The organism is Limosilactobacillus reuteri (assembly GCF_020785355.1).
Taxonomy (GTDB): domain Bacteria; phylum Bacillota; class Bacilli; order Lactobacillales; family Lactobacillaceae; genus Limosilactobacillus; species Limosilactobacillus reuteri_I.
The window spans coordinates 81,177-102,903 of record NZ_JAJGVH010000028.1; the positions used below are offsets into that span (position 1 = coordinate 81,177).

Annotated in this window: 24 protein-coding genes and 1 other RNA gene; 9 read left to right on the top strand and 16 right to left on the bottom strand. The window is 39.0% G+C overall.

From position 1 onward, the window contains the following. Nucleotides 1–95: 95 nt before the first annotated feature. Nucleotides 96–845, bottom strand: coding sequence for a peroxide stress protein YaaA (yaaA, locus tag LMB56_RS00625; protein ID WP_229283814.1), 750 nt, complete (start codon nucleotides 843–845; stop codon nucleotides 96–98). A gap of 252 nt (nucleotides 846–1,097) precedes the next feature. On the opposite strand from yaaA, the gene LMB56_RS00630 reads away from it, so the two are divergent. Together LMB56_RS00630 and LMB56_RS00635 are read left to right on the top strand one after the other, a co-directional pair. Beyond that, nucleotides 1,098–1,841 (top strand): hypothetical protein, encoded by a 744-nt coding sequence (locus tag LMB56_RS00630; RefSeq protein WP_003666612.1) that lies wholly within the window; start codon nucleotides 1,098–1,100, stop codon nucleotides 1,839–1,841. 24 nt (nucleotides 1,842–1,865) lie between these two features. Beyond that, nucleotides 1,866–2,273: a VOC family protein gene (locus LMB56_RS00635; protein WP_020842932.1), complete on the top strand. Its 408-nt coding sequence runs from the start codon at nucleotides 1,866–1,868 to the stop codon at nucleotides 2,271–2,273. A 66-nt stretch (nucleotides 2,274–2,339) separates the two neighbouring features. On the opposite strand, the gene LMB56_RS00640 is transcribed toward LMB56_RS00635, so the two are convergent. Further along, nucleotides 2,340–2,612, bottom strand: coding sequence for a hypothetical protein (locus LMB56_RS00640; RefSeq protein ID WP_003666609.1), 273 nt, complete (start codon nucleotides 2,610–2,612; stop codon nucleotides 2,340–2,342). 134 nt (nucleotides 2,613–2,746) lie between these two features. On the opposite strand from LMB56_RS00640, the gene LMB56_RS00645 reads away from it, so the two are divergent. The 7 genes from LMB56_RS00645 to LMB56_RS00670 all read left to right on the top strand — a co-directional run bounded on the left by LMB56_RS00645 (nucleotide 2,747) and on the right by LMB56_RS00670 (nucleotide 7,761). After that, the gene (locus LMB56_RS00645) at nucleotides 2,747–3,235 is read left to right on the top strand and encodes a YueI family protein (RefSeq protein ID WP_229283815.1); all 489 of its coding nucleotides are present in this window, start codon (nucleotides 2,747–2,749) and stop codon (nucleotides 3,233–3,235) included. 3 nt (nucleotides 3,236–3,238) lie between these two features. Then, on the top strand, nucleotides 3,239–4,543 hold the full coding sequence (locus tag LMB56_RS00650; RefSeq protein WP_229283816.1) for a replication-associated recombination protein A: 1,305 nt from the start codon (nucleotides 3,239–3,241) through the stop codon (nucleotides 4,541–4,543). A 36-nt stretch (nucleotides 4,544–4,579) separates the two neighbouring features. Next, nucleotides 4,580–4,767: non-coding RNA, 6S RNA (gene ssrS, locus LMB56_RS10585), on the top strand. Nucleotides 4,768–4,848: 81 nt separating this feature from the next. Further along, nucleotides 4,849–5,145 carry a hypothetical protein gene (locus tag LMB56_RS00655; protein WP_019254211.1) on the top strand — a complete coding sequence of 99 codons (297 nt, stop codon included), beginning with the start codon at nucleotides 4,849–4,851 and terminating at the stop codon, nucleotides 5,143–5,145. A gap of 83 nt (nucleotides 5,146–5,228) precedes the next feature. Next, nucleotides 5,229–5,717, top strand: a complete 489-nt coding sequence (locus tag LMB56_RS00660) for a universal stress protein (protein WP_003666602.1) — start codon at nucleotides 5,229–5,231, stop codon at nucleotides 5,715–5,717. 111 nt (nucleotides 5,718–5,828) lie between these two features. Continuing rightward, a complete protein-coding gene (locus LMB56_RS00665) occupies nucleotides 5,829–6,926 on the top strand; it encodes a GntR family transcriptional regulator (RefSeq protein ID WP_229283817.1) in 1,098 nt (365 codons plus the stop codon). After that, nucleotides 6,919–7,761 (top strand): aldo/keto reductase, encoded by an 843-nt coding sequence (locus LMB56_RS00670; protein WP_229283818.1) that lies wholly within the window; start codon nucleotides 6,919–6,921, stop codon nucleotides 7,759–7,761. Before LMB56_RS00665 ends, LMB56_RS00670 begins: the two co-directional genes overlap by 8 nt. An 88-nt stretch (nucleotides 7,762–7,849) precedes the next feature. On the opposite strand, the gene LMB56_RS00675 is transcribed toward LMB56_RS00670, so the two are convergent. The 14 genes from LMB56_RS00675 to LMB56_RS00740 all read right to left on the bottom strand — a co-directional run bounded on the left by LMB56_RS00675 (nucleotide 7,850) and on the right by LMB56_RS00740 (nucleotide 21,572). Beyond that, nucleotides 7,850–8,419, bottom strand: coding sequence for a sugar O-acetyltransferase (locus LMB56_RS00675; protein WP_229283819.1), 570 nt, complete (start codon nucleotides 8,417–8,419; stop codon nucleotides 7,850–7,852). 85 nt (nucleotides 8,420–8,504) lie between these two features. Then, entirely contained in the window at nucleotides 8,505–9,926 is a 1,422-nt protein-coding gene (gene araA / locus LMB56_RS00680; RefSeq protein WP_229283820.1) for an L-arabinose isomerase, read from the bottom strand. 54 nt (nucleotides 9,927–9,980) lie between these two features. Continuing rightward, a complete protein-coding gene (locus LMB56_RS00685) occupies nucleotides 9,981–10,709 on the bottom strand; it encodes an L-ribulose-5-phosphate 4-epimerase (protein ID WP_229283821.1) in 729 nt (242 codons plus the stop codon). A 3-nt stretch (nucleotides 10,710–10,712) separates the two neighbouring features. Further along, nucleotides 10,713–12,335, bottom strand: coding sequence for a xylulokinase (locus LMB56_RS00690; RefSeq protein ID WP_229283822.1), 1,623 nt, complete (start codon nucleotides 12,333–12,335; stop codon nucleotides 10,713–10,715). A gap of 12 nt (nucleotides 12,336–12,347) precedes the next feature. Then, nucleotides 12,348–13,772 carry a sugar porter family MFS transporter gene (locus LMB56_RS00695; protein WP_065532721.1) on the bottom strand — a complete coding sequence of 475 codons (1,425 nt, stop codon included), beginning with the start codon at nucleotides 13,770–13,772 and terminating at the stop codon, nucleotides 12,348–12,350. A 390-nt stretch (nucleotides 13,773–14,162) separates the two neighbouring features. After that, nucleotides 14,163–15,008 (bottom strand): helix-turn-helix domain-containing protein, encoded by an 846-nt coding sequence (locus tag LMB56_RS00700; RefSeq protein ID WP_229283823.1) that lies wholly within the window; start codon nucleotides 15,006–15,008, stop codon nucleotides 14,163–14,165. A 435-nt stretch (nucleotides 15,009–15,443) separates the two neighbouring features. Next, entirely contained in the window at nucleotides 15,444–16,580 is a 1,137-nt protein-coding gene (locus LMB56_RS00705) for a D-alanine--D-alanine ligase family protein (protein ID WP_019254219.1), read from the bottom strand. A 255-nt stretch (nucleotides 16,581–16,835) separates the two neighbouring features. After that, nucleotides 16,836–17,129 (bottom strand): glycine cleavage system H family protein, encoded by a 294-nt coding sequence (locus LMB56_RS00710; RefSeq protein ID WP_003672558.1) that lies wholly within the window; start codon nucleotides 17,127–17,129, stop codon nucleotides 16,836–16,838. A 12-nt stretch (nucleotides 17,130–17,141) separates the two neighbouring features. Then, entirely contained in the window at nucleotides 17,142–18,335 is a 1,194-nt protein-coding gene (locus LMB56_RS00715) for an FtsW/RodA/SpoVE family cell cycle protein (protein WP_003666583.1), read from the bottom strand. A gap of 48 nt (nucleotides 18,336–18,383) precedes the next feature. After that, complete coding sequence (locus LMB56_RS00720; RefSeq protein ID WP_003666580.1) at nucleotides 18,384–18,608, bottom strand: DUF2969 domain-containing protein; 225 nt, start codon at nucleotides 18,606–18,608, stop codon at nucleotides 18,384–18,386. 23 nt (nucleotides 18,609–18,631) lie between these two features. Beyond that, nucleotides 18,632–18,868 carry a membrane protein insertion efficiency factor YidD gene (yidD, locus tag LMB56_RS00725; protein WP_011953410.1) on the bottom strand — a complete coding sequence of 79 codons (237 nt, stop codon included), beginning with the start codon at nucleotides 18,866–18,868 and terminating at the stop codon, nucleotides 18,632–18,634. 6 nt (nucleotides 18,869–18,874) lie between these two features. Further along, on the bottom strand, nucleotides 18,875–19,867 hold the full coding sequence (mreB, locus tag LMB56_RS00730; protein ID WP_003666578.1) for a rod shape-determining protein: 993 nt from the start codon (nucleotides 19,865–19,867) through the stop codon (nucleotides 18,875–18,877). Between the two features lie 106 nt (nucleotides 19,868–19,973). After that, nucleotides 19,974–21,290: a UDP-N-acetylglucosamine 1-carboxyvinyltransferase gene (murA, locus tag LMB56_RS00735; RefSeq protein ID WP_003666576.1), complete on the bottom strand. Its 1,317-nt coding sequence runs from the start codon at nucleotides 21,288–21,290 to the stop codon at nucleotides 19,974–19,976. Between the two features lie 18 nt (nucleotides 21,291–21,308). Then, entirely contained in the window at nucleotides 21,309–21,572 is a 264-nt protein-coding gene (locus tag LMB56_RS00740) for a DUF1146 domain-containing protein (protein WP_019251357.1), read from the bottom strand. Between the last annotated feature and the right edge of the window lie 155 nt (nucleotides 21,573–21,727).

A 21,727-nucleotide genomic window follows, 5' to 3' on the forward strand; every position in this document is an offset into this window, starting at 1 on the left:
CTATCATTAAAAATTTAATAGAATCAGTGTACTGTTGATAGTTTTGTATACAATTCTTTTATAAGCCAATTCAAAAAGATTGGCAAATAATATGATTACTTTACCAGTTCGAAAACTAATTTTTCATCAGTAGACAGATCTTCACGAAAATGATAACCGCCGATATTAAACCGCTTGACGCCTTCAATTGTTTGAATTTGGTTTTCTGCTAAATATCGCACCATGTTCCCACGAGCCATTTTAGCTAATGTTGCTTTTTGTTTTATCTTCCCATCTATTTCTTCGCCAAAAATACATTTGATAAATCGATCGTGCGTTTGTAGATAAGGAGTAATTGCCTTTTCGTATTCGACCGAGGCTAAGCTAATTACTAAATCATTATTCTTATAGAGTTCACGATAAAGTTGTTCTCCCCAAAAGTCATAAAGATTCTTATATCCATTCACTGGCGCCATGTCACCCATCCCTAAGCGATAAGGTATTATTCCATCAAACGGCCGTAAAATACCATAAAATCCTGATAATATCCGTAAATTGTCTTGAACATATTTCAGCCCATCATCCGAAAAAACACTTGGCGCCATATATTGATATTGCAGACCAGTAAAGGCAATAATTGCTGGCGTCAAATTTCGTTGAAGATCCATTTGTTGGAGCCATTGATAATTTTTCATTGCTAAACGCGAGCTGCAATTCCCCCATACTTTGTGTAACTCATCATAAGATAAACTCCTCATCCACCCTAAGATACCTTTTGTCTGCTGAAGAAATTCCGGCAAATCTTTGTAAAGTAAGGAGTCGGTATCAACTTGCATTGTTCGTGCTGGAGAAATGATTATTTTCACATATCTCATCCTTTCAAAATTTTTTTGTAAGCTTTTTCAGCTAATTGGTCTAATTAGATTTATGTTTCCTACATCCGCTTGATGATTGCGCTTTCAGTAAATCGTTTCAATAATTTTGGTATAGGATAAATCCCGTCATTTCAGCTTGTGAAGCGCTTGACAAGCTTTTTTGATGGTTGTAAATTAATTCATCGTAGAGAGAAAGTGAATAACTTCACCAAATGATTGGTCAAGTTGGAAGGGAGAATATAAATGGAACAAGAAAAAGTTCCAGTACAAGGTCAAGTTGCCGAGCGAACAATTTCATTAACTGCTAGTTGGGCATACTTTGCACTGTCAATTGTTATTAACTCAATGGGGAACGTCCTAACACTTGTTACAAGTTCACACGTCCACCCACAATTTCTTGGCTCCGCTTATTGGACAGCCGCAGAAAACAACCTAGGGATTGCCGTTTTAGGGAATAATTCAATGACCCTTTTCTGGGCTTTCATGGTCTTAGGGATGTTAACTTCTGTCCTCAACGCAATTTTGATGCATAAGTGGGACTGGCGACGAATTGGTGGTAATTTTATTTTCATGTTGCCATTTTCTATTTTTATCCAGTGGTTCTCTGACATCTTTAACCGAATTATGCCGGATGCCACTACTTTACCGATGATTATCCTATATGTTTTCATTAACTTCTTAGGGGTTGCTTTCATCGGAACCGCCATTTCAATTTATCAGCGTGTCAACCTCGTGTTACACCCCGCTGATGACCTTTTCCAAATTATTCGTTTCCGTTATTGCCATGGTAACGCAACAATTGCGATGTGGTTATCATACATTCCACCAACAATTATGGCAATTATCGCTGCATTCATGCAAGGCGGTATTTACAACTTTGGATTAGGAACATTATTTGCCCTTGCCTTCCAAGGTGCAATTACTGGTTGGGCAGACCGTTATATCTTCCCTAAATTAAAGCACCAGGCACTTGATATTGGTAATTAAAATTTATACAGGAGTGATTTTATTATGGCATTTAACAAGAGTTTAGCAGGTTACTTTGATGATGTACAACACATTGGGATTCCTACTGATGATATGGCAAAAACAATTGCTTTTTGGGAAAAGCTTGGTTTCAAAAAGCTTGGTGAATTTGATACTGATGACCAAGGAAATGAAGTTGTTTTCATGCAATATGGCCACCTCACTTTAGAAATCTGGACTGGTGACGGTGCCGTTCACGAAACGGGTGCTATTAACCACATTTCCCTTAATACTAGCGATGCTGACGCGGCTTTCAAGGCTGCTAAGGCTGAAGGTTTCAAACTAAAGGACGATGAAGTTCAACACCTTGACTTCTGGGATAAGGGAATTAAGTTCTTCAACATTGAAGGTCCTAACAGTGAAACAATCGAATTCTGTGAAATTGTAAAATAAAACACCAAAGGCGAGGCCGGAAGAATTTTTCCAACCTCGCCTTTTTATAAGATTTTTTAATTAGACCTATGATTTTTTACCATATTGATGTGGGCGGTATCCATTATAAAATTGAAAAATGGCAAGAACAATATTAGTCCAATTCATCAACCGAAACCAAGGAGCAATTCCGCCCCCGCCATTGCTGGCAGCATAAAATGTCCAAAAACCAATTACTACTGCCACTACATTTATCCAGGCAAACGTTCTTGACATCATCCGATTATTAAGGCGCGCAATTGTCCAGACTAGATTGACAATAAACCAAAATGCTAAAACCCAAAATACTGCACTAAACATAATAATCACTTCCCTTATATGTTAGCCTATTTTATGTTTCTTCATAGTCATGATATAACAAAAATTATAATATTATCAAGAAATATAGTTTTCCATATTTCGTGTTACAATTGCATGATAAGGAGGCGTTCAATATGTCTGAACAAGAAAAAAGTGCTGCTCAACAGCGAATCGACAATGCTGTTTACGGTACACCAAAAATCAAGCCTGATGAACAGCGAAAATACCTCGGAACATTCCGTGAACGCGTCTGTCTAACAATTAGTGTTCAAGAACTACAGGAACAAGATTGGACACCGGCATTAACTGCCGAGTTAGATCGTGGAATTGGCAACCTTGTTTTTATCAACGGTAATCTCCCTCACGACGAAATTCATCCATATATTCAAACTGCCGCTAAAGATAATGCCCAGTTTACATTAAAAACTGATCCGGAATATAAAACTGACCCAGATTCATTAGCAGTTGTCGTGGCGGCAAAAACAGCTGTTTACCAATCACCAGTCGACGTCAAAAAACGATATCCTAATCTGGTAAATTCAAATAATAGTACGGCTGAAAAAAACAATGACCAACACCAAAGCTTTTTCCACCACCTCTTCCATAGAAAGGATCGTGGCTAATATATGCAACAACCACTTGCTTATCGAATGCGGCCACGAACATTAGATGAAGTGGTCGGCCAACAACACCTTGTCGGACCAGGTAAGATCATCTCACGCATGGTTAAGGCAAAAATGCTTTCTTCAATGATTCTGTACGGTCCTCCTGGAACTGGTAAGACCAGCATTGCCAGTGCGATTGCTGGTTCAACTAAATATGCTTTTCGAAAACTAAACGCGGCAACCGATACAAAAAAAGATTTACAAATCGTCGCAGAAGAAGCTAAGATGAGCGGAACGGTGATTTTACTACTCGACGAAATCCATCGGTTAGATAAAGTAAAACAAGATTTTCTTCTTCCCCACCTCGAAAACGGACGAATCATCCTCATTGGGGCAACAACAGAAAATCCATATATTAGTATTAATCCCGCAATCCGCAGTCGGACGCAAATTTTCCCAGTTCACCCGCTTTCAACTGATGAAATGAAGACCGCTATTCAGCATGCATTAGTTGATAAAGAACGCGGCCTGGGCAATTTACCATTAGTCCTTGAAGAAAACGCCGAGGACCAACTAGTAGCAGCGACCAATGGTGATCTTCGAAGTGCCTTAAATGGGTTAGAACTTGCTGCCAAATCAACTGATCCAAGTGAAGACGGGAAAATCCATCTTACACTACCGATTATTGAGGAAAGCGTCCAGAAAAAGGCATTATCTGCTGACAAAGATGGTGATGCTCATTATGATGTTATCTCAGCCTTTCAAAAGTCTATTCGCGGGTCAGATACTGATGCGGCCCTCCACTATCTTGCTCGTTTAATTGAAGCTGGTGATCTTCCTATCATTGCACGACGTTTAATGGTCACAGCCTACGAAGATATTGGGCTTGCAAATATGCCTGCTGTGCAACGAGCTGTTACGGCAGTTCAAACTGCAGAACGAGTTGGCTTTCCAGAGGCACGAATTCCCTTAGCAGATGCTGTTATTGAATTATGCCTGTCACCAAAATCCAATTCGGGAATTAATGCAATTGACGAAGCTCTTGCTCAAGTTCGCCAAGGTGGCTTTGGTGACGTTCCCGCTCACCTTAAAGATGCCCATTATAAGGGAGCTGCTAAGTTAGGTCACGGGATAGACTATGATTACCCTCATGACCATCCCCAAGATTGGGTAGCTCAACAATACTTGCCTGACCGAATAAAAAATGCCCAATACTACCAACCCAAAAACAATGGTCGTTTTGAAGCCAGTTTGGGCCGACAATATTGGCAATTACGGAAGGCTCAGCAGCATATTTTACGGGGTAAACATCATCCGAGCAAATAATTGCACCAACCACTTAAAAATGCTATTATAAAAGTGAAAATTCTGTAGTGTACGCGTTGTCTAAACGCAGGTTTGCCTTACAGTCTTATTACTTTGGGACTAGTGCATTGCCTTTTGGACAACATGCCTTTACACTTGGTAGTTGAATATTAGGCAGCCGTGTCCCACCTGTCTTAAACACAGGTCAACACTGAATGACAATTAACGGCACCAACGGAGTTTTCGTACATATTTAGTGAGGGTGAGAAAGATTTTTGCTTTTTCTCACCCTCATTTTAATTTCATTATAGATAGGATAGATTTTTATGTTGTTACCGCTTCTAATGACCCTTTTTGGTTTGATTGCTCTTTTTGAAGGGATCTTTCTCTTAACCCACATCCATAAGCCATTTCTTGTTTTTGACCCTACTAAAAGCAAATACTTAGCTCCACAATTAAAAAATTGGGGAATTGTAATGACTATTGTCGGTATTCTAAGCATCATTTCTGGATGGACAAACAATACCGGCTTCCTAGTTATTATGGTAATCATCGGCTGTGTCAGCGAAACATTAATGGCTTTTGCAATTACTGCTGATTTTCGCGTAAATCATCGCAAGTAATGTTTCGTAGGCGCTTTACGCTCAATAGTGAAAAAGTGTATAATAAGTATACAATATAAAGATTTCAGGAGGGCACTACAATTATGGCACAAGAATACAAACACATTTTAGTTCCTGTTGACGGTTCTAAAGAAGCTGAATTGGCTTTTAAGAAAGCTGTTGCTGTAGCAAAACGTAATGGTGCAGACACCGAATTACGTTTACTTCACGTTGTTGACACACGTGCATTCCAAAACATTTCTAGTTTCGATACTTCAATGGTTGAACAAGTTACAGAAACTGCAAAGAAGACTTTAGACAAGTACATCGACTATGCTAAAGAGCACGGTGTTGAAAATGCTAGTTACTCCATTGAATATGGTGCTCCAAAGACAATTATTGCTCGGGACATGCCAAAGGAAATGGGTGCTGACCTCATCATGATTGGTGCTACTGGGCTAAACGCTGTTGAACGAATTTTGATCGGTTCTGTTACCGAATTTGTTACTCGAACAGCCATTTGCGATGTTCTAGTAGTACGGACCGATTTGGATAACAAACCAATCGAAAATCCAAAGAAGCGTCGGTTCTAAATATCAAGATAAAATCAATCAAATGCTTCATAAGCGTTAGCGGGTTGCTAATTATATGGAGCATTTTTTATATATTCAAAACTAATTTTATTAAGATAGGAGCGCAAAGCATTGGAAGTGAAATATGAAACAGTAAAGCAAACTTTACGAAACGAAATTATTGATGGAAAATATAAAATCAATGAAAAACTGCCAACTGAAAGTGCCTTAATGAAACGTTTTAATGTATCACGTTATACAATTCGTCGCGCTGTTGGTTACCTTGAAAACGAGCACTATATTTACCGTATTCAGGGTGGTGGGATGTTTGTTCAAGACTGGCAACGCGATTGGACAAAAAGTGAAAAGAATAAAATCATTGGGGTAATCAGCACTCATATGGCTGACTATATCTTCCCTCCAATCATTTCTGGAATTGATAGCGTGGTAACAGAACAAGGTTACTCAATGATTGTGGGAAATACGCTTAATGACCATAAACGCGAACGCCAAACAATCTTAAATATGTTGGATCTTCAAATCGCTGGGTTAATTATTGAGCCGACTGAAAGCGCCATGCCTAATCCTAACTTAGACCTTTATCGGCAAGTCCAGAAATATAAAATTCCAACAATCCTATTTCACTCTACTTATCCTGGCTTTGATTTTCCTTCTTTACTGACAAAAGACCGGGAAGCAGAGGAGAATTTGGTAAAATACCTCTTTAGCCTCGGACATACTAATATTTTAGGAGTATTCCAAATAGATGATCAGCAAGGCGTTGACCGCATGGGTGGAATGATCAAAGCCTATCAAGATAACAATATCCCCACCACTAAATCAAATGTTATTATGTACCAATCAAGCGAAGACTATGAAGATATTATCAAAAAAGTCGACATGATGCTTAATAGTAATAATGATATTACTGCGATTGCCTGCTATAATGACCGCCTTGCCACAAGAGTTATTAGTCATCTTCAGAAACAGGGAAAACAAGTGCCAACTGATATTTCAGTAATAGGTTTTGATAACTATGAAATGGCACAAATTATCTCCCCTAGCCTTACTACAGCTAATCACCCCAAACGTCAACTAGGTGAAGATGCTGGGGAAATGATCTTAAAAATGATTGCAGGCGAAGAAGTCACTTCAAAAGTTTATACCCCAACGATAATTAAGGGACAATCTACTGCTCCGCTTATTACAAAGGAGAATTCCAATGAATAATGATGTAAAACAATTATTGCTTGCTGATGGTCAATCAATGCCTCAAGAAGGATTTGGCTTATATAAAATTACTGATCAAAGTACGATTACCTCCGCGATAAAGTATGCCTATGATGCCGGCTATCGTCTTTTTGATACCGCGCAATTATATAAAAACGAAGCAGAGGTTGGAAATGCTTTACAGGAGCTTGATTTACCCCGTGAGGACCTTTTTATTACCACAAAAGTATCTGAGCCTAATCAAGGGTTTAAGCAAACGATTGACTCTGTTAAGGACTCCCTTCAAAAGTTGAAGCTCGATTATGTTAACCTTTTACTTATTCATTGGCCAATTGAGCGAGCTTTCTTTGATACTTGGGCAGCCCTTGAAGAATTAAAGAAGGAAGGTCTGACTCGTTCAATCGGTGTTAGTAACTATCAAATGATTCACCTTCAGTATCTTGCTACTCAAGCGCATGAGATGCCCGTCGTCAATCAAATCGAACGTCATCCTCGCCTAAACCAACAACCCTTGCTCCAATACGATAAGGAACATGATATTATTACCCAGGCGTGGAGTCCGCTTGGGCGTGGAACCATCCTCGACAATCCAACCCTCAATAAGATCGCTGCTAACCATCATAAGTCTGCTGCTCAAGTTGTCCTTCGCTGGCATTTGCAAAGCGGGGTTGCCTTCATTCCGAAGTCGGTGCATGAAGCGCGAATCAAGCAAAATATTAACATCTATGACTTCACATTAAGCGACGAGGAAATGACTGCTATTAATAACTTAAATAACTTTACACGCGTCGGTAAAGAACCAGCACTAGTTTACGAATATAACCTTAAATATTAAGAATGATAAAGGGAACCAAGATAACGGCCGTCACATGACCATATCTTGGTTCCCTTTTTGCGTTAAAAATAACCCGGGAAATAATCAATTATTCTACATATGGATTCTCTTTAATGATCCGTGCTGGATTACCGGCAATAACAACATTATCACCAAACGACTTTGTCACTACACTTCCAGCACCAACAATTACATTATTACCCAAAGTTACACCTGGACAAATAATTGCCCCGCCACCAATCCACGCATCATCCCCAATGGTGACATCCTTACTTTGGCCGTAAGCTCCATTGCGTCGTAATCGTGGGTCAAGGGGATGATTGACAGTATAAATCTGCACTCGCGGTCCCAATAAACAATGCTTCCCAATCCGAATTGGACTTACATCAAGCATGACACAATCATAGTTAGCGAAAAAATCATCATCTACATAAATGTTATAACCATAATCACACTTGAATTGCGGATGAACCTCACATTTTTCGCCAACGTGTCCGAATAATTGACGAATCACAGTATTGCTTGCAGTCGGATTCATCTCGCCAAGAGCATTGAAGCGCTCAACTAATTGACGGGTATATTGGCGCTCTTTAACTAATTCGGAATCGTAAACGTTAAAAACTTCCCCTGCTAGCATTTTCTCTTTTTCAGTTTTCATTTTTCCATCTCCTGATAAAAAATGGTTCTACTCGTCTCGAGGTTTGCCGAGTAGAACCATTTTGAGGATTTTTAATTAAAATTGACTATTCAATAAAATCAACTTTAACATCTAACATTCCGAAAAGATCTTTAATTTGTTGTGGTTTCAAACTGAAGCTCAAGATTGTGTGGTGGCCACCACCAGCGTGCATCCAGCGTTCAGCACCTTCCTTTAAGCCAACAGTTGGTGTCCATAACTGCTTAGCAACTGGAAGATGAGGCGTTTCAGCTTCTGGCTTGTGACAATCAACTGAGTAGCCAATAACCTTGTAACCATCGTTGAAGTATGAAAGGGTAACATCGACAGCCTTACCTTCACGACCAGTAAATACTAACCGTGCTGGGTCATCTTTACCACCAATGTCTAATGGGTGAACTTCAACCCGTGGCTTATCTGAAGCAATTGTTGGGTCAACTTCAAGCATGTGTGAACCAAGAATTGCTTGGTGACCTGGACGAAGATCTAATGTGTAGTCTTCCATAAAGGCAGTAGCAACATTATCAGCAGCAATCTTCAATAAGCGGTCCATTCCGGCAGACTTCCAATCACCTTCAGCACCAAAGCCGTAGCCATCACGCATCAATAATTGAGCAGCTAAGCCAGGCAATTCTTCAAGACCATGCAAGTCTTCAAAGTTAGTGGTAAAGCCAGTATAGCCTTTTTCATCCATAAACTTCTTCAAACCAAGGTATTCACGAAGTTGGTAACGAACTGAGTGTTCATAGTGTTCCTTAGTATTGTCACCTTGGACCATTTCGTAGCGACTTGCTAGGTCCTTGTAAGCAGCATCAATTTCATCTTCACTGATACCATTTACATATTCTACTAAGTCACTTACTGGCCAGTAGTCAACAGTCCAGCCAAGGAACATTTGAGCTTCAACCTTGTCACCTTCAGTAACGGCAACATTCCGCATTGTATCACCAAAACGAACAATCTTAATGTTAAAGCTTTCGTTGTAAGCAACCGCAACATTTTGCCAGTCAGCGATTTCTTCTTGAACTTCTTCATCACCCCAGAAGCCGTAAACAATCTTGTTATGCTTTTGTAAACGAGCGTTAATGTAAGCATATTCACGGTCACCATGAGCTGATTGGTTTAAGTTCATGTAATCAAAGTCAATGGTGTCATATGGAATCTTGTTTAAGTATTGAGTTGCTAAGTGAAGTAGTGGCTTTTGTAAAAGCTTAGTTCCCCGAATCCAGTTCTTTGCTGGTGAGAAGGTATGCATCCATGTCATAACACCGGCAACGTTGTCATTGTAGTTAGCTTCCTTCATAAACTTAGTGATTCCTTCAGCAGTTGTCATAACACCCTTGAAGACAACCTTGTAAGGCAATTTACCACTTTCGTTTAACTTATTAACAATATCTTCAGCATCAGTAGCAACTGACTTTAATTGTTCTTCACCGTAAAGGAATTGACTACCAGTAACAAACCAAAATTCGTAATTCTTAATATCCATGAGATTACACTCCTTTTATCCTAAAAAAGTTTTTAAATGTAGCTACCAAATTAATTAAGCGTGAACTGCATGATCTTTTGAATGCGCATTATTTTGTCCGTAATATGCATTCGCACCATGCTTGCGGTAATAGTGTTTGTCCAATAAGTATTGTGGTAAGTGAAGGTCTTGGTGCGTTAATTGCATTGCATGATAATCTTCTTCTGCCACAACTTCTAACACCTTAGCATTATAAACTGCTTTGTCAGGTGTTGGGCCCCAGGTAAATGGACCATGTTGCATTACTAATGCCGCTGGGGTTGCCTCATAGTCCAAGCCCCGTTCCTTGAATGAACGAACAATTACCTTTCCTGTATTACCCTCATAGTCTTCTTCAATTTCTTCCTTCGTCAAAGCATCTGCGGCTGGAACATCGGTATAGAAAGTATCAGCGTGAGTGGTATTCATCGCTGAAACATCCATCCGTGCAGCTGCAAATGCTACTGCCCATGGTGAATGAGTATGAACGACCCCACCAATCTTTGGGAAGTGATTATAAAGGTAAGTATGAGTAGGTGTATCACTGGATGGATTCAAGTCCCCCTCGACTACCTCACCATCCAAGTTGACAACAACCATATCTTCCGGCTTCATCTCTTCATATGGAACTCCAGAAGGTTTAATAACAAACAATCCTTTTTCACGGTCAATTCCTGAAACATTGCCCCATGTAAAGGAAACAAGGCCTAGTTTAGGAAGCCGCATATTTGCTTCATAAACTTCTTTCTTCAAATCTTCTAACATGTACTATTTACTCCCTTTCTCTTCACGTTCTTTAATGTCATCACCGGCTAATGCTTCAACAGGTAAGCCTGCTTGGTAACGAGTAATAAAGCTTTCATATCCCTTTACACCAGCAGGTTCTGGTGTAAGGGTCATGCTTTCTGGATTCTTAAAGACTTTTTCGTCAAGGTAATCTGCTAGGGATTCTTTTCCGTAAGTCTCAGCATACTTAGCAAGAACCGCCATTCCCCATGGTCCACCTTCACTGGCAGTATTCATGATTGTAATTGGGATATTTAAGGCATTCGCCAAAACTTGTTGCCCAATAACTGGTGTCCCAAAGAGTCCTCCTTGCGCAACCATGACATCGGTTTGAACGTGTTCTTCATTTAGTAAGATATCCATCCCAATCTTCAATGGCGCAAATGCTGCATAGAGTTGAGTAAGGAAGAAGTTGGCGAGATTCATCTTACTACTTGGAGTACGGACAAATAAGGGACGTCCTTCTTGAATCTTGGTGATATTTTCACCAGAAAGATAACTATAATTAATCAATCCACCAGCATCTGGGTCGGAGTGAACCGTTGAATCAAATAGGGTCTCGTAAAGCGTATTGGTATCGATCTTGGCTCCAATCGCATTAGCAAAATCTCTAAATAATCCGACCCAGGCGTTAATATCTGAGGAACAATTATTGATATGAACCATGGCTACTGGATCACCGGTTGGCGTAGTAACAATGTCAATATCACGGTGGAGTTTCTTTAATGGAGCATCCAACACATTCATTGAGAAGGCTGAAGTTCCAACTGAAATGTTTCCTGTCCGTTTTCGAACACTGTTAGTTCCAACCATTCCTGTTCCTGCATCCCCTTCTGGAGGTGCCATCAAACTACCGGCTTGCAAAGTTCCACTTGGATCAAGTAATTTTGCTCCATCAGCGGTTAAGTGACCTGCATCGCGTCCAGCTACCAGGACTGCGGGCAAAATATTCTTAAGTTGCCATGGGTATTGTTCAACTTCTGGTAATGAGTTGAATTTTTCGATAAAGTCTTGACGATAAGTTAATGTTTGATCATCGATTGGAAATACTCCTGAGGCATCCCCAATTCCTAAAACTTTTTCACCCGAAAGCTTCCAGTGAACATAACCAGCTAAAGTTGTAATGAAATCAATATCTTTAACATGCGGTTCCTTGTTCAAAATTGCTTGGTAGAGGTGAGCAATACTCCATCGCTGTGGAATATTAAAATCAAATAAATCAGTTAACTTATCTGCGGATTCTTCAGTGATGTTATTCCGCCAGGTTCTAAATGGAACAAGTAATTGGTTATTTTTATCAAATGGTAGGTAACCATGCATCATGGCACTGACACCGATTGAACTAATTTCATTCAGGCTCACATGGTACTTGCTTTGGACATCTGCCTTAATCTTGGCATAAGCAGCTTGAATTCCTTCCCAAACTTGATCCAGCGGGTATGTCCAGATTCCGTCTTTCAATTGATTTTCCCAGGTATAGCTCCCTGAAGAAATGGTTTCAAAATCTGAATTAATCAAAACTGCTTTAATTCGGGTAGAGCCTAACTCAATTCCTAGTGAAGCCTGACCATTTTTTATTTGTGTCGCTGTTTCACGTAAATTCATAGAGTATTCCTCCTAGTTTTCAGGATTGCTGGCCTTTACTCGACCATGGTTTGTTCCTTGCTCTTCAATTTCTTCAAGAGTGTGACCACGAGTTTCTGGAACACAAGTCTTAACAAAGATAACTCCTAAGATACAGATAATTCCGAAGATCGCGAAAACAGCTTCTTGTGGCATACTTGCCGTCATAATTGGGAAGATAAGACCAACTAACCATGATCCAATCCAGTTAAATGATGAAGCTAAACCAGATGCACGACCCCGGATAGCTAGTGGGAAGATTTCACCAACAAGCACCCATGTTAACGGAGCCCATGTGAAGGAGTAGAAAGCAACATAGATACATAAGAACACAACAATTGTCATCGGATTCATATTTGGCATCATCCAATTAATAACGGCTGGAAGAATGAAGGAAAGTCCCATGACAGCACCACCAACCATTAACAATGTCCGCCGGTTAAATTTATCAGCAATCCACATATAAACCAGGGAACCAACAACTAAGATAACCCCTTGAACAATTGGCCACATTAAGTTTGAAGATGCAGCTTGGCCAGTTGCCTTTTGAACAATTAATGGAATGTAGTAGAAGATCGCGTTTGCACCTTGGAATTGTTGGAAGGCTGCAACCCCAACCCCCGCAATAACTAGGTAACGATACTTGCCACTGAATAAGGTTGACCAACTTGTCTTTTGATTTGCTTGTCGCTCTTCTTTAGCAGTTTCTTTAATACTTGCTAATTCTTGGTCAATCTCAGCTGGATTTTTACGAATGTAAGAAAGAACTTTCCGCGCTTGGGCTTCATCACCTTTACGCAATAAGAACCGTGGAGATTCTGGCAAACGAAGAACACCAAGGAATAAGATTAAAGCAGGAACAGCTGCCAATCCTAACATAAGACGCCATGCCCATTCACCAGGAAGGTCTTTCAATAGGAAGTCAACAACATATGACAATAACATTCCGGAAACAATCATTGTTTGGTTAAGTCCAGATAAACGTCCACGCGCTTTAGCTGGTGCCATTTCGGACATATAAGCTGGTACCAAGGCTGAGGCAGCCCCAACCGCTAAACCTAAAAGCATCCGAACAATAATCAGATAGTAGGCACTTGCTTCGCCCATGTCTGGTGAAACACCAGATAAAACGGAGAATACCATGAATACAATTGCAGACATTAAAATCATTTTCCGCCGACCAAACTTATCAGAAAGCTGTCCGGCTAATGCGCCCCCGAAGATTGCCCCAAACATAACTGCTGAAGTAATCCAACCAACGAGAGAAGCCGCATTTTCAAGGTGCCAATCAGCTTGTAAGAAAGGTAAGGCACCAGTCATAACACCGATATCGTAACCAAATAGGATGCCCCCAAATGATCCGAAGAAGTAGATAAATGCACTTGATATTTTCTTCTCGGCTTTAGCCATTACATTCATCCTCCTTAAAAATTAAAAAGTAATAGTTTTTCCATGAACATGAACGCGCTTTCATTGAACAATTATTACTATGAAATATTTGTACGGATAAATCAAGTGAATTATTTAAAATTAATCATAACCAATTGTGAAAAAGCATTTTATACATTTAACAACTTCATGTCTATCTTGTAGTTAGAAGCAGTTATGCATGTGAAAAATATTTTTATTTTTTTACTATTAAAAAAGACTAATTCCCGTTTAATGCACAAAAACTGGAATTAGTCTTTAATAATCAATTAAATTTTTATTAATTATTTGTACGGATAAATATTGAAATTTATGCTAAAAAACGAAGCTGAGACATATCAATCATCTCTCAGCTTCGTTTTTTAGTTACACCTATTTTAATTAAATTTCTAAATTCTTTAACTCTAATAAAATTGTATCTTCTGCTACTGATCCATTACGAGCAATGCTAAGGCTTTCAGCAATCTTTAATGCTTTTTTAGCTTCTTCCTTGTCGTTCTTTAAGATGTGGCTACGACCTATACAAAGATATAGTTCATCTAATAAGAATAATGAATCATGTTCCCGACAAAGTTCAATTCCCTTATTAGCAACTTCAATAGCATTATCAGGATCTTCAAGTTGAAGATATAATTCTGCAATTTGACAATCAATTGATGCCCATTGATGAAGGCTCCCAATCAATTTTTTATTGTCAATCAGTTTTACAGATCGGTTAGTTAACCGTGCTGCCCGTTCTTTATCACCACGTTTTAAGTAAGCAAGTGCCATTCCTGCAGTTGTCATGGCTAAATAAATATTAGCACTAGTAGTAGCAAATTGGGTTAAAACAAGTTCAAAATTAAAAATAGCTTCATCAATTTGATTATTTTCAACTTGAACCATTCCTACTAGATAGTAGTAACGTTGTTTATCAAAATCACTTTCTAGATTTTTTACATGAACCTTCTTCAAAAGCGCTGAAGCATCTTCAAAATTGCGGGAAATCAAATTATCAACAATTTGGTTGAATGTTTCATTAATTCCACTAACTTCATTTTCGACAATTCGATCAGAAGAAATATTTAAGCGTTCACATATTGCCGTTAAAATATCCATTTTGGGTAAGCGATTTTGTTTTTCCATTAGGCTGATTGTCGCTTGAGTACAAATCCCTTCAGCTAAAGCCGTTTGGGACAATCCACGCTTGCGACGAATTTGTTTTAATACGTCTCCTCGGAGTCTCATTGTTTACCTTCCTTAATCATAATTGTTGAATATAAATTATGTACTCTATGAACTGTACCATTGCCAATCGTATTATACCACCATTAGCAACAAAAATTACGTTGGTTTTACTTAGGTCTTTTATTATAGACCAAAAATAAATCAATACTATTTTTATGCTTAAAATGCAATAAATTTTATAAAAAATAAATGCTTATAACCATCTTCACAGTCACCCCCGCGATGGTTATAAAGTACTGAAAGTAGCGTGACTGTAGGCTAGTCTAACGCTTACAAAAACTGCGTATCTTCATTATATTATAAATTGTTCTTACTGCAATACTAAACCACAGATTTTATACCATTATGATAACATTTACTTTCTATTATGCGTTTAATAACAAAAATAGTTAGCACATTGTACTCACAACATCCTAACCATTAAATAATTATTCTTTAGTCTTCGTTATATTTCTTTTGACCAACACGTTCGGTACCAAGCTTACGGAAATCGTACTTAATCTTGCTGTTTCGTTCAAATTCTTGTAATCCTAATTGAATTAACCGATCAATCAAGTCGGAATATGAAATACCAGAAACTTCCCACATTTGAGGGTACAAACTAATGTTAGTAAATCCTGGTAAAGTATTTGGTTCACCAAGATAAGGGACATTATTGCTATCAACTAAAAAGTCAATCCGAGCCATCCCCTTCATTCCTAATGCCTTGTATGCCTTCAAAGCCATGTCTGTAATTTCATCAACTAAGTATTGTGGTAATTTAACCGGAAGTTCAAAAACAACGCCACTGGCATCCACAAACTTATTTTCGTAATCATAGAATGGATCATCCTTAGGTACACGTACAGCTCCTAGCTTAGAGGCAATTGGGTGTTCATTTCCTAAGATTGAAATCTCAATTTCTTGCGGATTAGCGATTCCTTGTTCCACTAAGATCTTGTAGTCATACTTAAAGGCATCGTCTAACGCTTTTTCGTATTCTTCGGCGTTAGTAACTCGGTGAATTCCAACGGAGGAACCTTGTTTAGCTGGCTTTACAAAAGTGAGATTGCCTAATTTTTCTTCAATCCGTCCCCATGAATAGTCAGCCCGGTTTTCTGGCGTAACTACTACATAAGGGGTGTTGCGAATACCAGCTTGACTAATAATCTTCTTAGTAAGATCCTTGTCAAAAGACATTGCACTAGCTGCAATATTTGAACCAACGTATGGCTTATTAAGAAGCTTAAAGAGACCTTGAATTGTACCATCTTCACCTAAATTACCATGGATAACAGGGAAGAAGAAATCAATTTCCTTTTGTTCGTTTAAGGCCATAATTGGTGCTAATGGACTACTCATATCCATCTTTTGATATGCTTCTGCTACCACTTGGTCTTCAGGTTCGCCATCAAAGATCTTTTGGGAATCCTCATTGCCTAATAGAATTCCATCCTTTGTAAACATAAAAAGACTTACATCATACTTTTCCTTATCAAGAGCATCATAGATATTATGTGCTGATCGCTTTGACACATCATGTTCAGAGGAGTTACCACCAAATAATAAAGCGATGTGTAATTTTTGGGTCATAATAAATACCACCTTAAATATTTTTATCTTAGCCGTTTTCCTAGAACCTTAAGTATAACATGAACTGGAAAGATCCGCCAATACTAAAATAGGAGGGACTGTGACATAAGTTAAGTTACTTTCATAAAAAGCAAATACGCAGTACAACAATGGCCTCTAACGTCCGGCAAAATCGAACGTTAGAGGCCTATTGTTGCTTGCGGGGGCTCGAAAACGAAGTCACAAGTGACTTCTGTCTCGCTCCCTCCTAATTTTTTATTTAACTTCAACAATCCAGTTTTTTTCCATATCGCTTGAATTTAATCCAGCCGGATCATCAATAATAGCTTCATTTATTTTGGTAATCTTACCATCAATGGGACTATCCACATCGGTAACTGCTTTTTCTGCTTCAACCGCAATAAACTTATCAGCTTGTTTCAAGGTTGTCCCTACTGCCGGTACATCGATGAAACTTACTTCTCCTAACTCATCACGGCCTTCATCATTTAAGCCGACACGTTTAGTACCATCTGCTTGTTCTTTTACCCAAAAATAATCTTTTGCCATTTTATGACCCCACTATCTAAATTCACGATTACTGCTAAACATATACGAATGATGGTGGTAACGCATCGACATCACCATTCCAATCCCAATCAGGTTACCAATTAATGAGGATCCCCCAGCACTAATAAACGGAAGCGGAATACCTGTTAATGGTAATAGACCGATGTTCATTCCAATATTTTCAAAAACGTGGAATAAAATCATCATGATAACTCCGGTTGAGATATAAGCATAGAATTCGTTCTTGGTATCGAATGTTACTCGAATCATTAAGTAGATCAGTAACAAATAGATAAGGATTAATAAAACCCCACCAATGAATCCAAAATTCTCACCGATAACGGAAAAAATCATATCTGATTCACGAACCGGAACATAAACCTTTGAGTTATTAAAACCAGTTCCAGTAATACCACCCGAACCAACCGCTTTAATACTCTGCCATAACTGATACCCTTGGTTAGTTGTATCCTGTTCTGGATGAAGCCAGGTATCAACCCGATCAAACTGGTATGCTTGAAACCCAACATGTTCAAGTATTTGTCGCCCAACCGAACTAGTTACCATCGCTAAGGCTGAACCCCCAACAACAACTAATATCGTAGCTGCTGGCGCCAAAATTCGCCAAGTAACTCCAGAAACTAAGACCATTCCACAGAAAATAGCGAAGAATACTAACCCAGTCCCAAAGTCATTTTGAAACTTCAGCGAAATCAAAATTGGTAATAGCCATAAGAACATCGTCCCAATTAATCGCCAATCTGAATCAACAGTATGCACACTATATCGATTATTATGAGTCGTAATAACACGCCCCATCATTAAAATATAGGCAGGCTTCATTATTTCCGAAGGCTGAAACGTAAATGGTCCAATTGCAAACCAACTCTTAGCCCCTGTACTAGCATAATAGGCTCGACTATAAAAGACTAGGATTGCGAACATTAAAAATACACTTAGCCAGTATACAATTGGTGCTAATTTCCATAATTGTTCAGCATCAAATTGCATAATGACAATAATAAGGATTGTTCCAACCGCATACCAAACCAACTGGGTAATAACCTGTCGTGCTACACTAGTTTGCTGCCGATCATGAACTGCCGCTACATAGATTGAAGCAAGACCAATCAAGGCTAACAAAAGAACACAGAATATAATTCCCCAGTCAATCCGACTTTCTACATCATTTTGCGAACGTTGCATTACCAAACTCCTTTACAAATTATTAATCAAAGAGGATGGTTCACCAAACTAATGCTGGTGAAGATGATATTGTTGAAGGACTATTTCTAATCCCTCTTCTTGAGAACGAACATAAAATTCGCTCTGGTCACTTATCAGCATTGCTTTGAAACGTTCATTATCGGTTACAACTTCACCAATCAATCGGTCTCCAATAAAAATTTGTTGAACCGGTTGATTACGACGTTCAATATCTTTAACGCTGACTTCTACTTTTTTATCTTTCTTTGACACTTTTTCACCCTTAATAACTATTATTACCCCTGACGACGAAAAGTAAAATGATTAGGTACCGGATCATAGCCACCACGAGAAAACGGCTGACAACGAAGGAGCCGCCAACTTCCGAGCAATATCCCCTTTAAACCAAAGCGTTGTAAAGCTTCTAACATGTACTGTGAACATGAGGGGGTAAAGCGACATACGCGAAATGGTCGTTGGGCGGAAATGCCTTGTTGATACCAGCGTATAAGGTCACATAAAATCCTTACCATTTCAAACTACTTCTTTCGTTCAGTCTTTTGCATCCGTTCTAACATTTCACCAGCACCCTTAGCAACATTGTCTAATGGGTCTTGTGAAACAACAACCGGTACCTTTAGACGAGCACTGAATAATTGATCGACACCCTTTAATAAAGAAGTACCACCGGTTAACATTATTCCCCGGTCAATAATATCACTAGCTAACTCTGGTGGAATTGTTTCTAATACATTTACAGCTGCTGAAACAATTTGTTCAAGCGTATCATGCAATGCTTCTTCAATTTCATTTTCATTAACAGTGATTTGCTTTGGCATTCCAGTAGCTACATCACGACCACGAACATCCATCGTTTCAGGATCATCAACCCGTAATGCAGTCCCGAGTTCCATTTTGATCTTTTCAGCAGTATGTTCACCAATTACTAGGCCGTGCTTATTCTTAATATAAGAAGCAATATCACTATTCATCTTATCACCGGCCATCCGAATTGACTGGCTTGAGACAATATCGCCTAATGAAAGAATGGCGATATCACTGGTACCACCACCCATATCAATGACCATGTTTCCACGAGGTTTAAAAATGTCTAGTCCAGCACCAATTGCTGCTACTTTTGGCTCGTATTCAAGGTAAACTTTACCACCACCAGATTGTTCAGCGGCTTGAATAATTGCCTTCCGTTCAATCTCAGTAATATTCGTTGGTGCACAGATCATGATGTTTGGCTTTGACATGAACCCTTTAACGCTTAGTTTACCAATAAAGTAGGAAAGCATTTCTTGAGTAACATCAAAATCAGAAATAACTCCATCCTTTAATGGACGAATAGCCCGAATGTTACTAGGAGTACGTCCAACCATTCGGTATGCTTCTGAACCAACAGCCAATACTTTATTGGTTTTTGTATCAACCGCCACAACTGACGGTTCATTTAGAACAATACCCTTGCCTTGAACATAAATCAAAACATTGGCAGTTCCCAAATCAATTCCAATATCCTTTGCCATTAATTTCTTCTCCTTTTAGCTAGTTAAGTTTTAACGCTAAACTCGTTAATATCGTTCGTAATTATACCACAAAATAGGGATACAGATAGACGTCGCTTACGAATCTTTAATCTTGATTTGTTTTATTCTTAGAAGGCTTTACCGCCAATTTAATTTTATCCTCGACATCAATTCGATCAATCTTAGCCCCTAATTGTTGTAACTTTTGGTGAAGATGATAATATCCCCGATCAATATATTTTAGGTTACGAACCTGGGTAATTCCATCAGCAACTAACCCGGCCAATACTAAAGCAGCCCCCGCTCGTAAATCAGAGGCAGCTACTTCAGCACCACTAAAACGCGTGGGACCATTTAAAACCGCAACGGGACCATTAATTTGAAAATCAGCGTTCATTCGTCGTAATTCTTCTAAATGCATAAAACGCTTCTCAAAAATCGTCTCATCTAGGGTACTGGTCCCATTTGCCAAAAGCTGGAGAACGGACATTTGCGGCTGAAGATCAGTAGGGAATCCCGGATATGGGAGGGTCTTAATATTCGTAGGGATTAAAACCGAAGTCCCCAGAACACGGATCCCATCTTCTTGAACGATGACTGTCACACCCATTTCCTCCAACTTAGCAATCAATGAGGTGTTATGCTCAGCAATTGCCCCTTCAACCACGACATCACCATTAGTAATGGCTGTCGCAATCATGAACGTCCCCGCTTCAATCCTATCTGGCATTACTGTATGTTCACAGCCATGAAGGAAATTAACCCCTTGAATCCGGATAATGTCTGTTCCAGCGCCATGGACACGTGCACCCATTTTATTCAACATATTTGCTAAATCAACAATTTCAGGCTCACTAGCAGCATTTTCAATTGTTGTAATTCCTTGCGCAAGTGTTGCTGCCATCATCAGATTTTGCGTTGCACCGACACTAGGGAAATCTAAATAAATGTGATCACCAATTAAGTGCTCAGCCCGTGCCTCTAAGTATCCATCGTGTTGCTCAATAATCGCTCCTAATTGACGTAATCCTTTAAGATGTAAGTCAATTGGCCGGGATCCAATCGCACATCCACCAGGAAGCGCAATTTGCGCATGCCCTGTCCGAGCTAGCAAGGGTCCTAAGACTACCATCGATGCCCTCATCCGGCTAACATATTCTAATGGTGCTTCAGATGACACAGGATCAGCCGCATCAATTGTCAAAACGTGCTTATCCTTATCAAAATCTACTTTTATATTTAAGAACCGTAATAACTGATTCATTGTCGTTACATCCGATAAAATTGGAACATTTGATAATTTAATGTTTCCGCTAGAAGCTAAAATAGATGCTGCTTGAATTGGTAAGACTGCATTTTTTGCTCCTTCAACTTTAACTCGACCAGTTAACCTCTGACCGCCTTTAACAACAATTTTTTCCATAAGTTCCTCCAGTAAATACTATCGAATTAAATATGTTAAATTCCCAATTGCACTTAGGATATTTAAGAAAAATGTCGCACATAAATATCCCAGTCCAGTAGCCATTAAAACAATGAGTAAAGGTAGTGTGCGTGGTGGTCGGTTAAAAAAATGCTCAAAATGTATTCCTTGAATAGCAAAAAACGCTAACCAGACAAATGCCAATTGCACTATTATTTCTAATAGCGCTCGTAATCCTGTAATTTGCAATCGATCACCCTCTTTTAAACTAAATTCAATCATATCATATCACATGATTAAATTATTAATTCGTAAAAAAGCTTAATGATCTTTTAAATCGAGTAGGAGATAATTGATTAGTTCAATTATCGACCTCTCACACCACCGTACGTACGGTTCCGTATACGGCGGTTCGACAACTTAATCACATTGAATTG

Bases quoted from the DNA above. Each gene is read 5' to 3' on its own strand.
- LMB56_RS00630 (WP_003666612.1), top strand. From the start codon at position 1,098: ATGGAACAAGAAAAAGTTCCAGTACAAGGTCAAGTTGCCGAGCGAACA.
- LMB56_RS00635 (WP_020842932.1), top strand. From the start codon at position 1,866: ATGGCATTTAACAAGAGTTTAGCAGGTTACTTTGATGATGTACAACAC.
- LMB56_RS00640 (WP_003666609.1), bottom strand. From the start codon at position 2,612: ATGTTTAGTGCAGTATTTTGGGTTTTAGCATTTTGGTTTATTGTCAAT.
- LMB56_RS00645 (WP_229283815.1), top strand. From the start codon at position 2,747: ATGTCTGAACAAGAAAAAAGTGCTGCTCAACAGCGAATCGACAATGCT.
- LMB56_RS00650 (WP_229283816.1), top strand. From the start codon at position 3,239: ATGCAACAACCACTTGCTTATCGAATGCGGCCACGAACATTAGATGAA.
- LMB56_RS00655 (WP_019254211.1), top strand. From the start codon at position 4,849: ATGTTGTTACCGCTTCTAATGACCCTTTTTGGTTTGATTGCTCTTTTT.
- LMB56_RS00660 (WP_003666602.1), top strand. From the start codon at position 5,229: ATGGCACAAGAATACAAACACATTTTAGTTCCTGTTGACGGTTCTAAA.
- LMB56_RS00670 (WP_229283818.1), top strand. From the start codon at position 6,919: ATGAATAATGATGTAAAACAATTATTGCTTGCTGATGGTCAATCAATG.
- LMB56_RS00675 (WP_229283819.1), bottom strand. From the start codon at position 8,419: ATGAAAACTGAAAAAGAGAAAATGCTAGCAGGGGAAGTTTTTAACGTT.
- araA (WP_229283820.1), bottom strand. From the start codon at position 9,926: ATGGATATTAAGAATTACGAATTTTGGTTTGTTACTGGTAGTCAATTC.
- LMB56_RS00685 (WP_229283821.1), bottom strand. From the start codon at position 10,709: ATGTTAGAAGATTTGAAGAAAGAAGTTTATGAAGCAAATATGCGGCTT.
- LMB56_RS00690 (WP_229283822.1), bottom strand. From the start codon at position 12,335: ATGAATTTACGTGAAACAGCGACACAAATAAAAAATGGTCAGGCTTCA.
- LMB56_RS00695 (WP_065532721.1), bottom strand. From the start codon at position 13,772: ATGAATGTAATGGCTAAAGCCGAGAAGAAAATATCAAGTGCATTTATC.
- LMB56_RS00700 (WP_229283823.1), bottom strand. From the start codon at position 15,008: ATGAGACTCCGAGGAGACGTATTAAAACAAATTCGTCGCAAGCGTGGA.
- LMB56_RS00705 (WP_019254219.1), bottom strand. From the start codon at position 16,580: ATGACCCAAAAATTACACATCGCTTTATTATTTGGTGGTAACTCCTCT.
- LMB56_RS00710 (WP_003672558.1), bottom strand. From the start codon at position 17,129: ATGGCAAAAGATTATTTTTGGGTAAAAGAACAAGCAGATGGTACTAAA.
- LMB56_RS00715 (WP_003666583.1), bottom strand. From the start codon at position 18,335: ATGCAACGTTCGCAAAATGATGTAGAAAGTCGGATTGACTGGGGAATT.
- yidD (WP_011953410.1), bottom strand. From the start codon at position 18,868: ATGGTAAGGATTTTATGTGACCTTATACGCTGGTATCAACAAGGCATT.
- mreB (WP_003666578.1), bottom strand. From the start codon at position 19,867: ATGGCAAAGGATATTGGAATTGATTTGGGAACTGCCAATGTTTTGATT.
- murA (WP_003666576.1), bottom strand. From the start codon at position 21,290: ATGGAAAAAATTGTTGTTAAAGGCGGTCAGAGGTTAACTGGTCGAGTT.
- LMB56_RS00740 (WP_019251357.1), bottom strand. From the start codon at position 21,572: ATGATTGAATTTAGTTTAAAAGAGGGTGATCGATTGCAAATTACAGGA.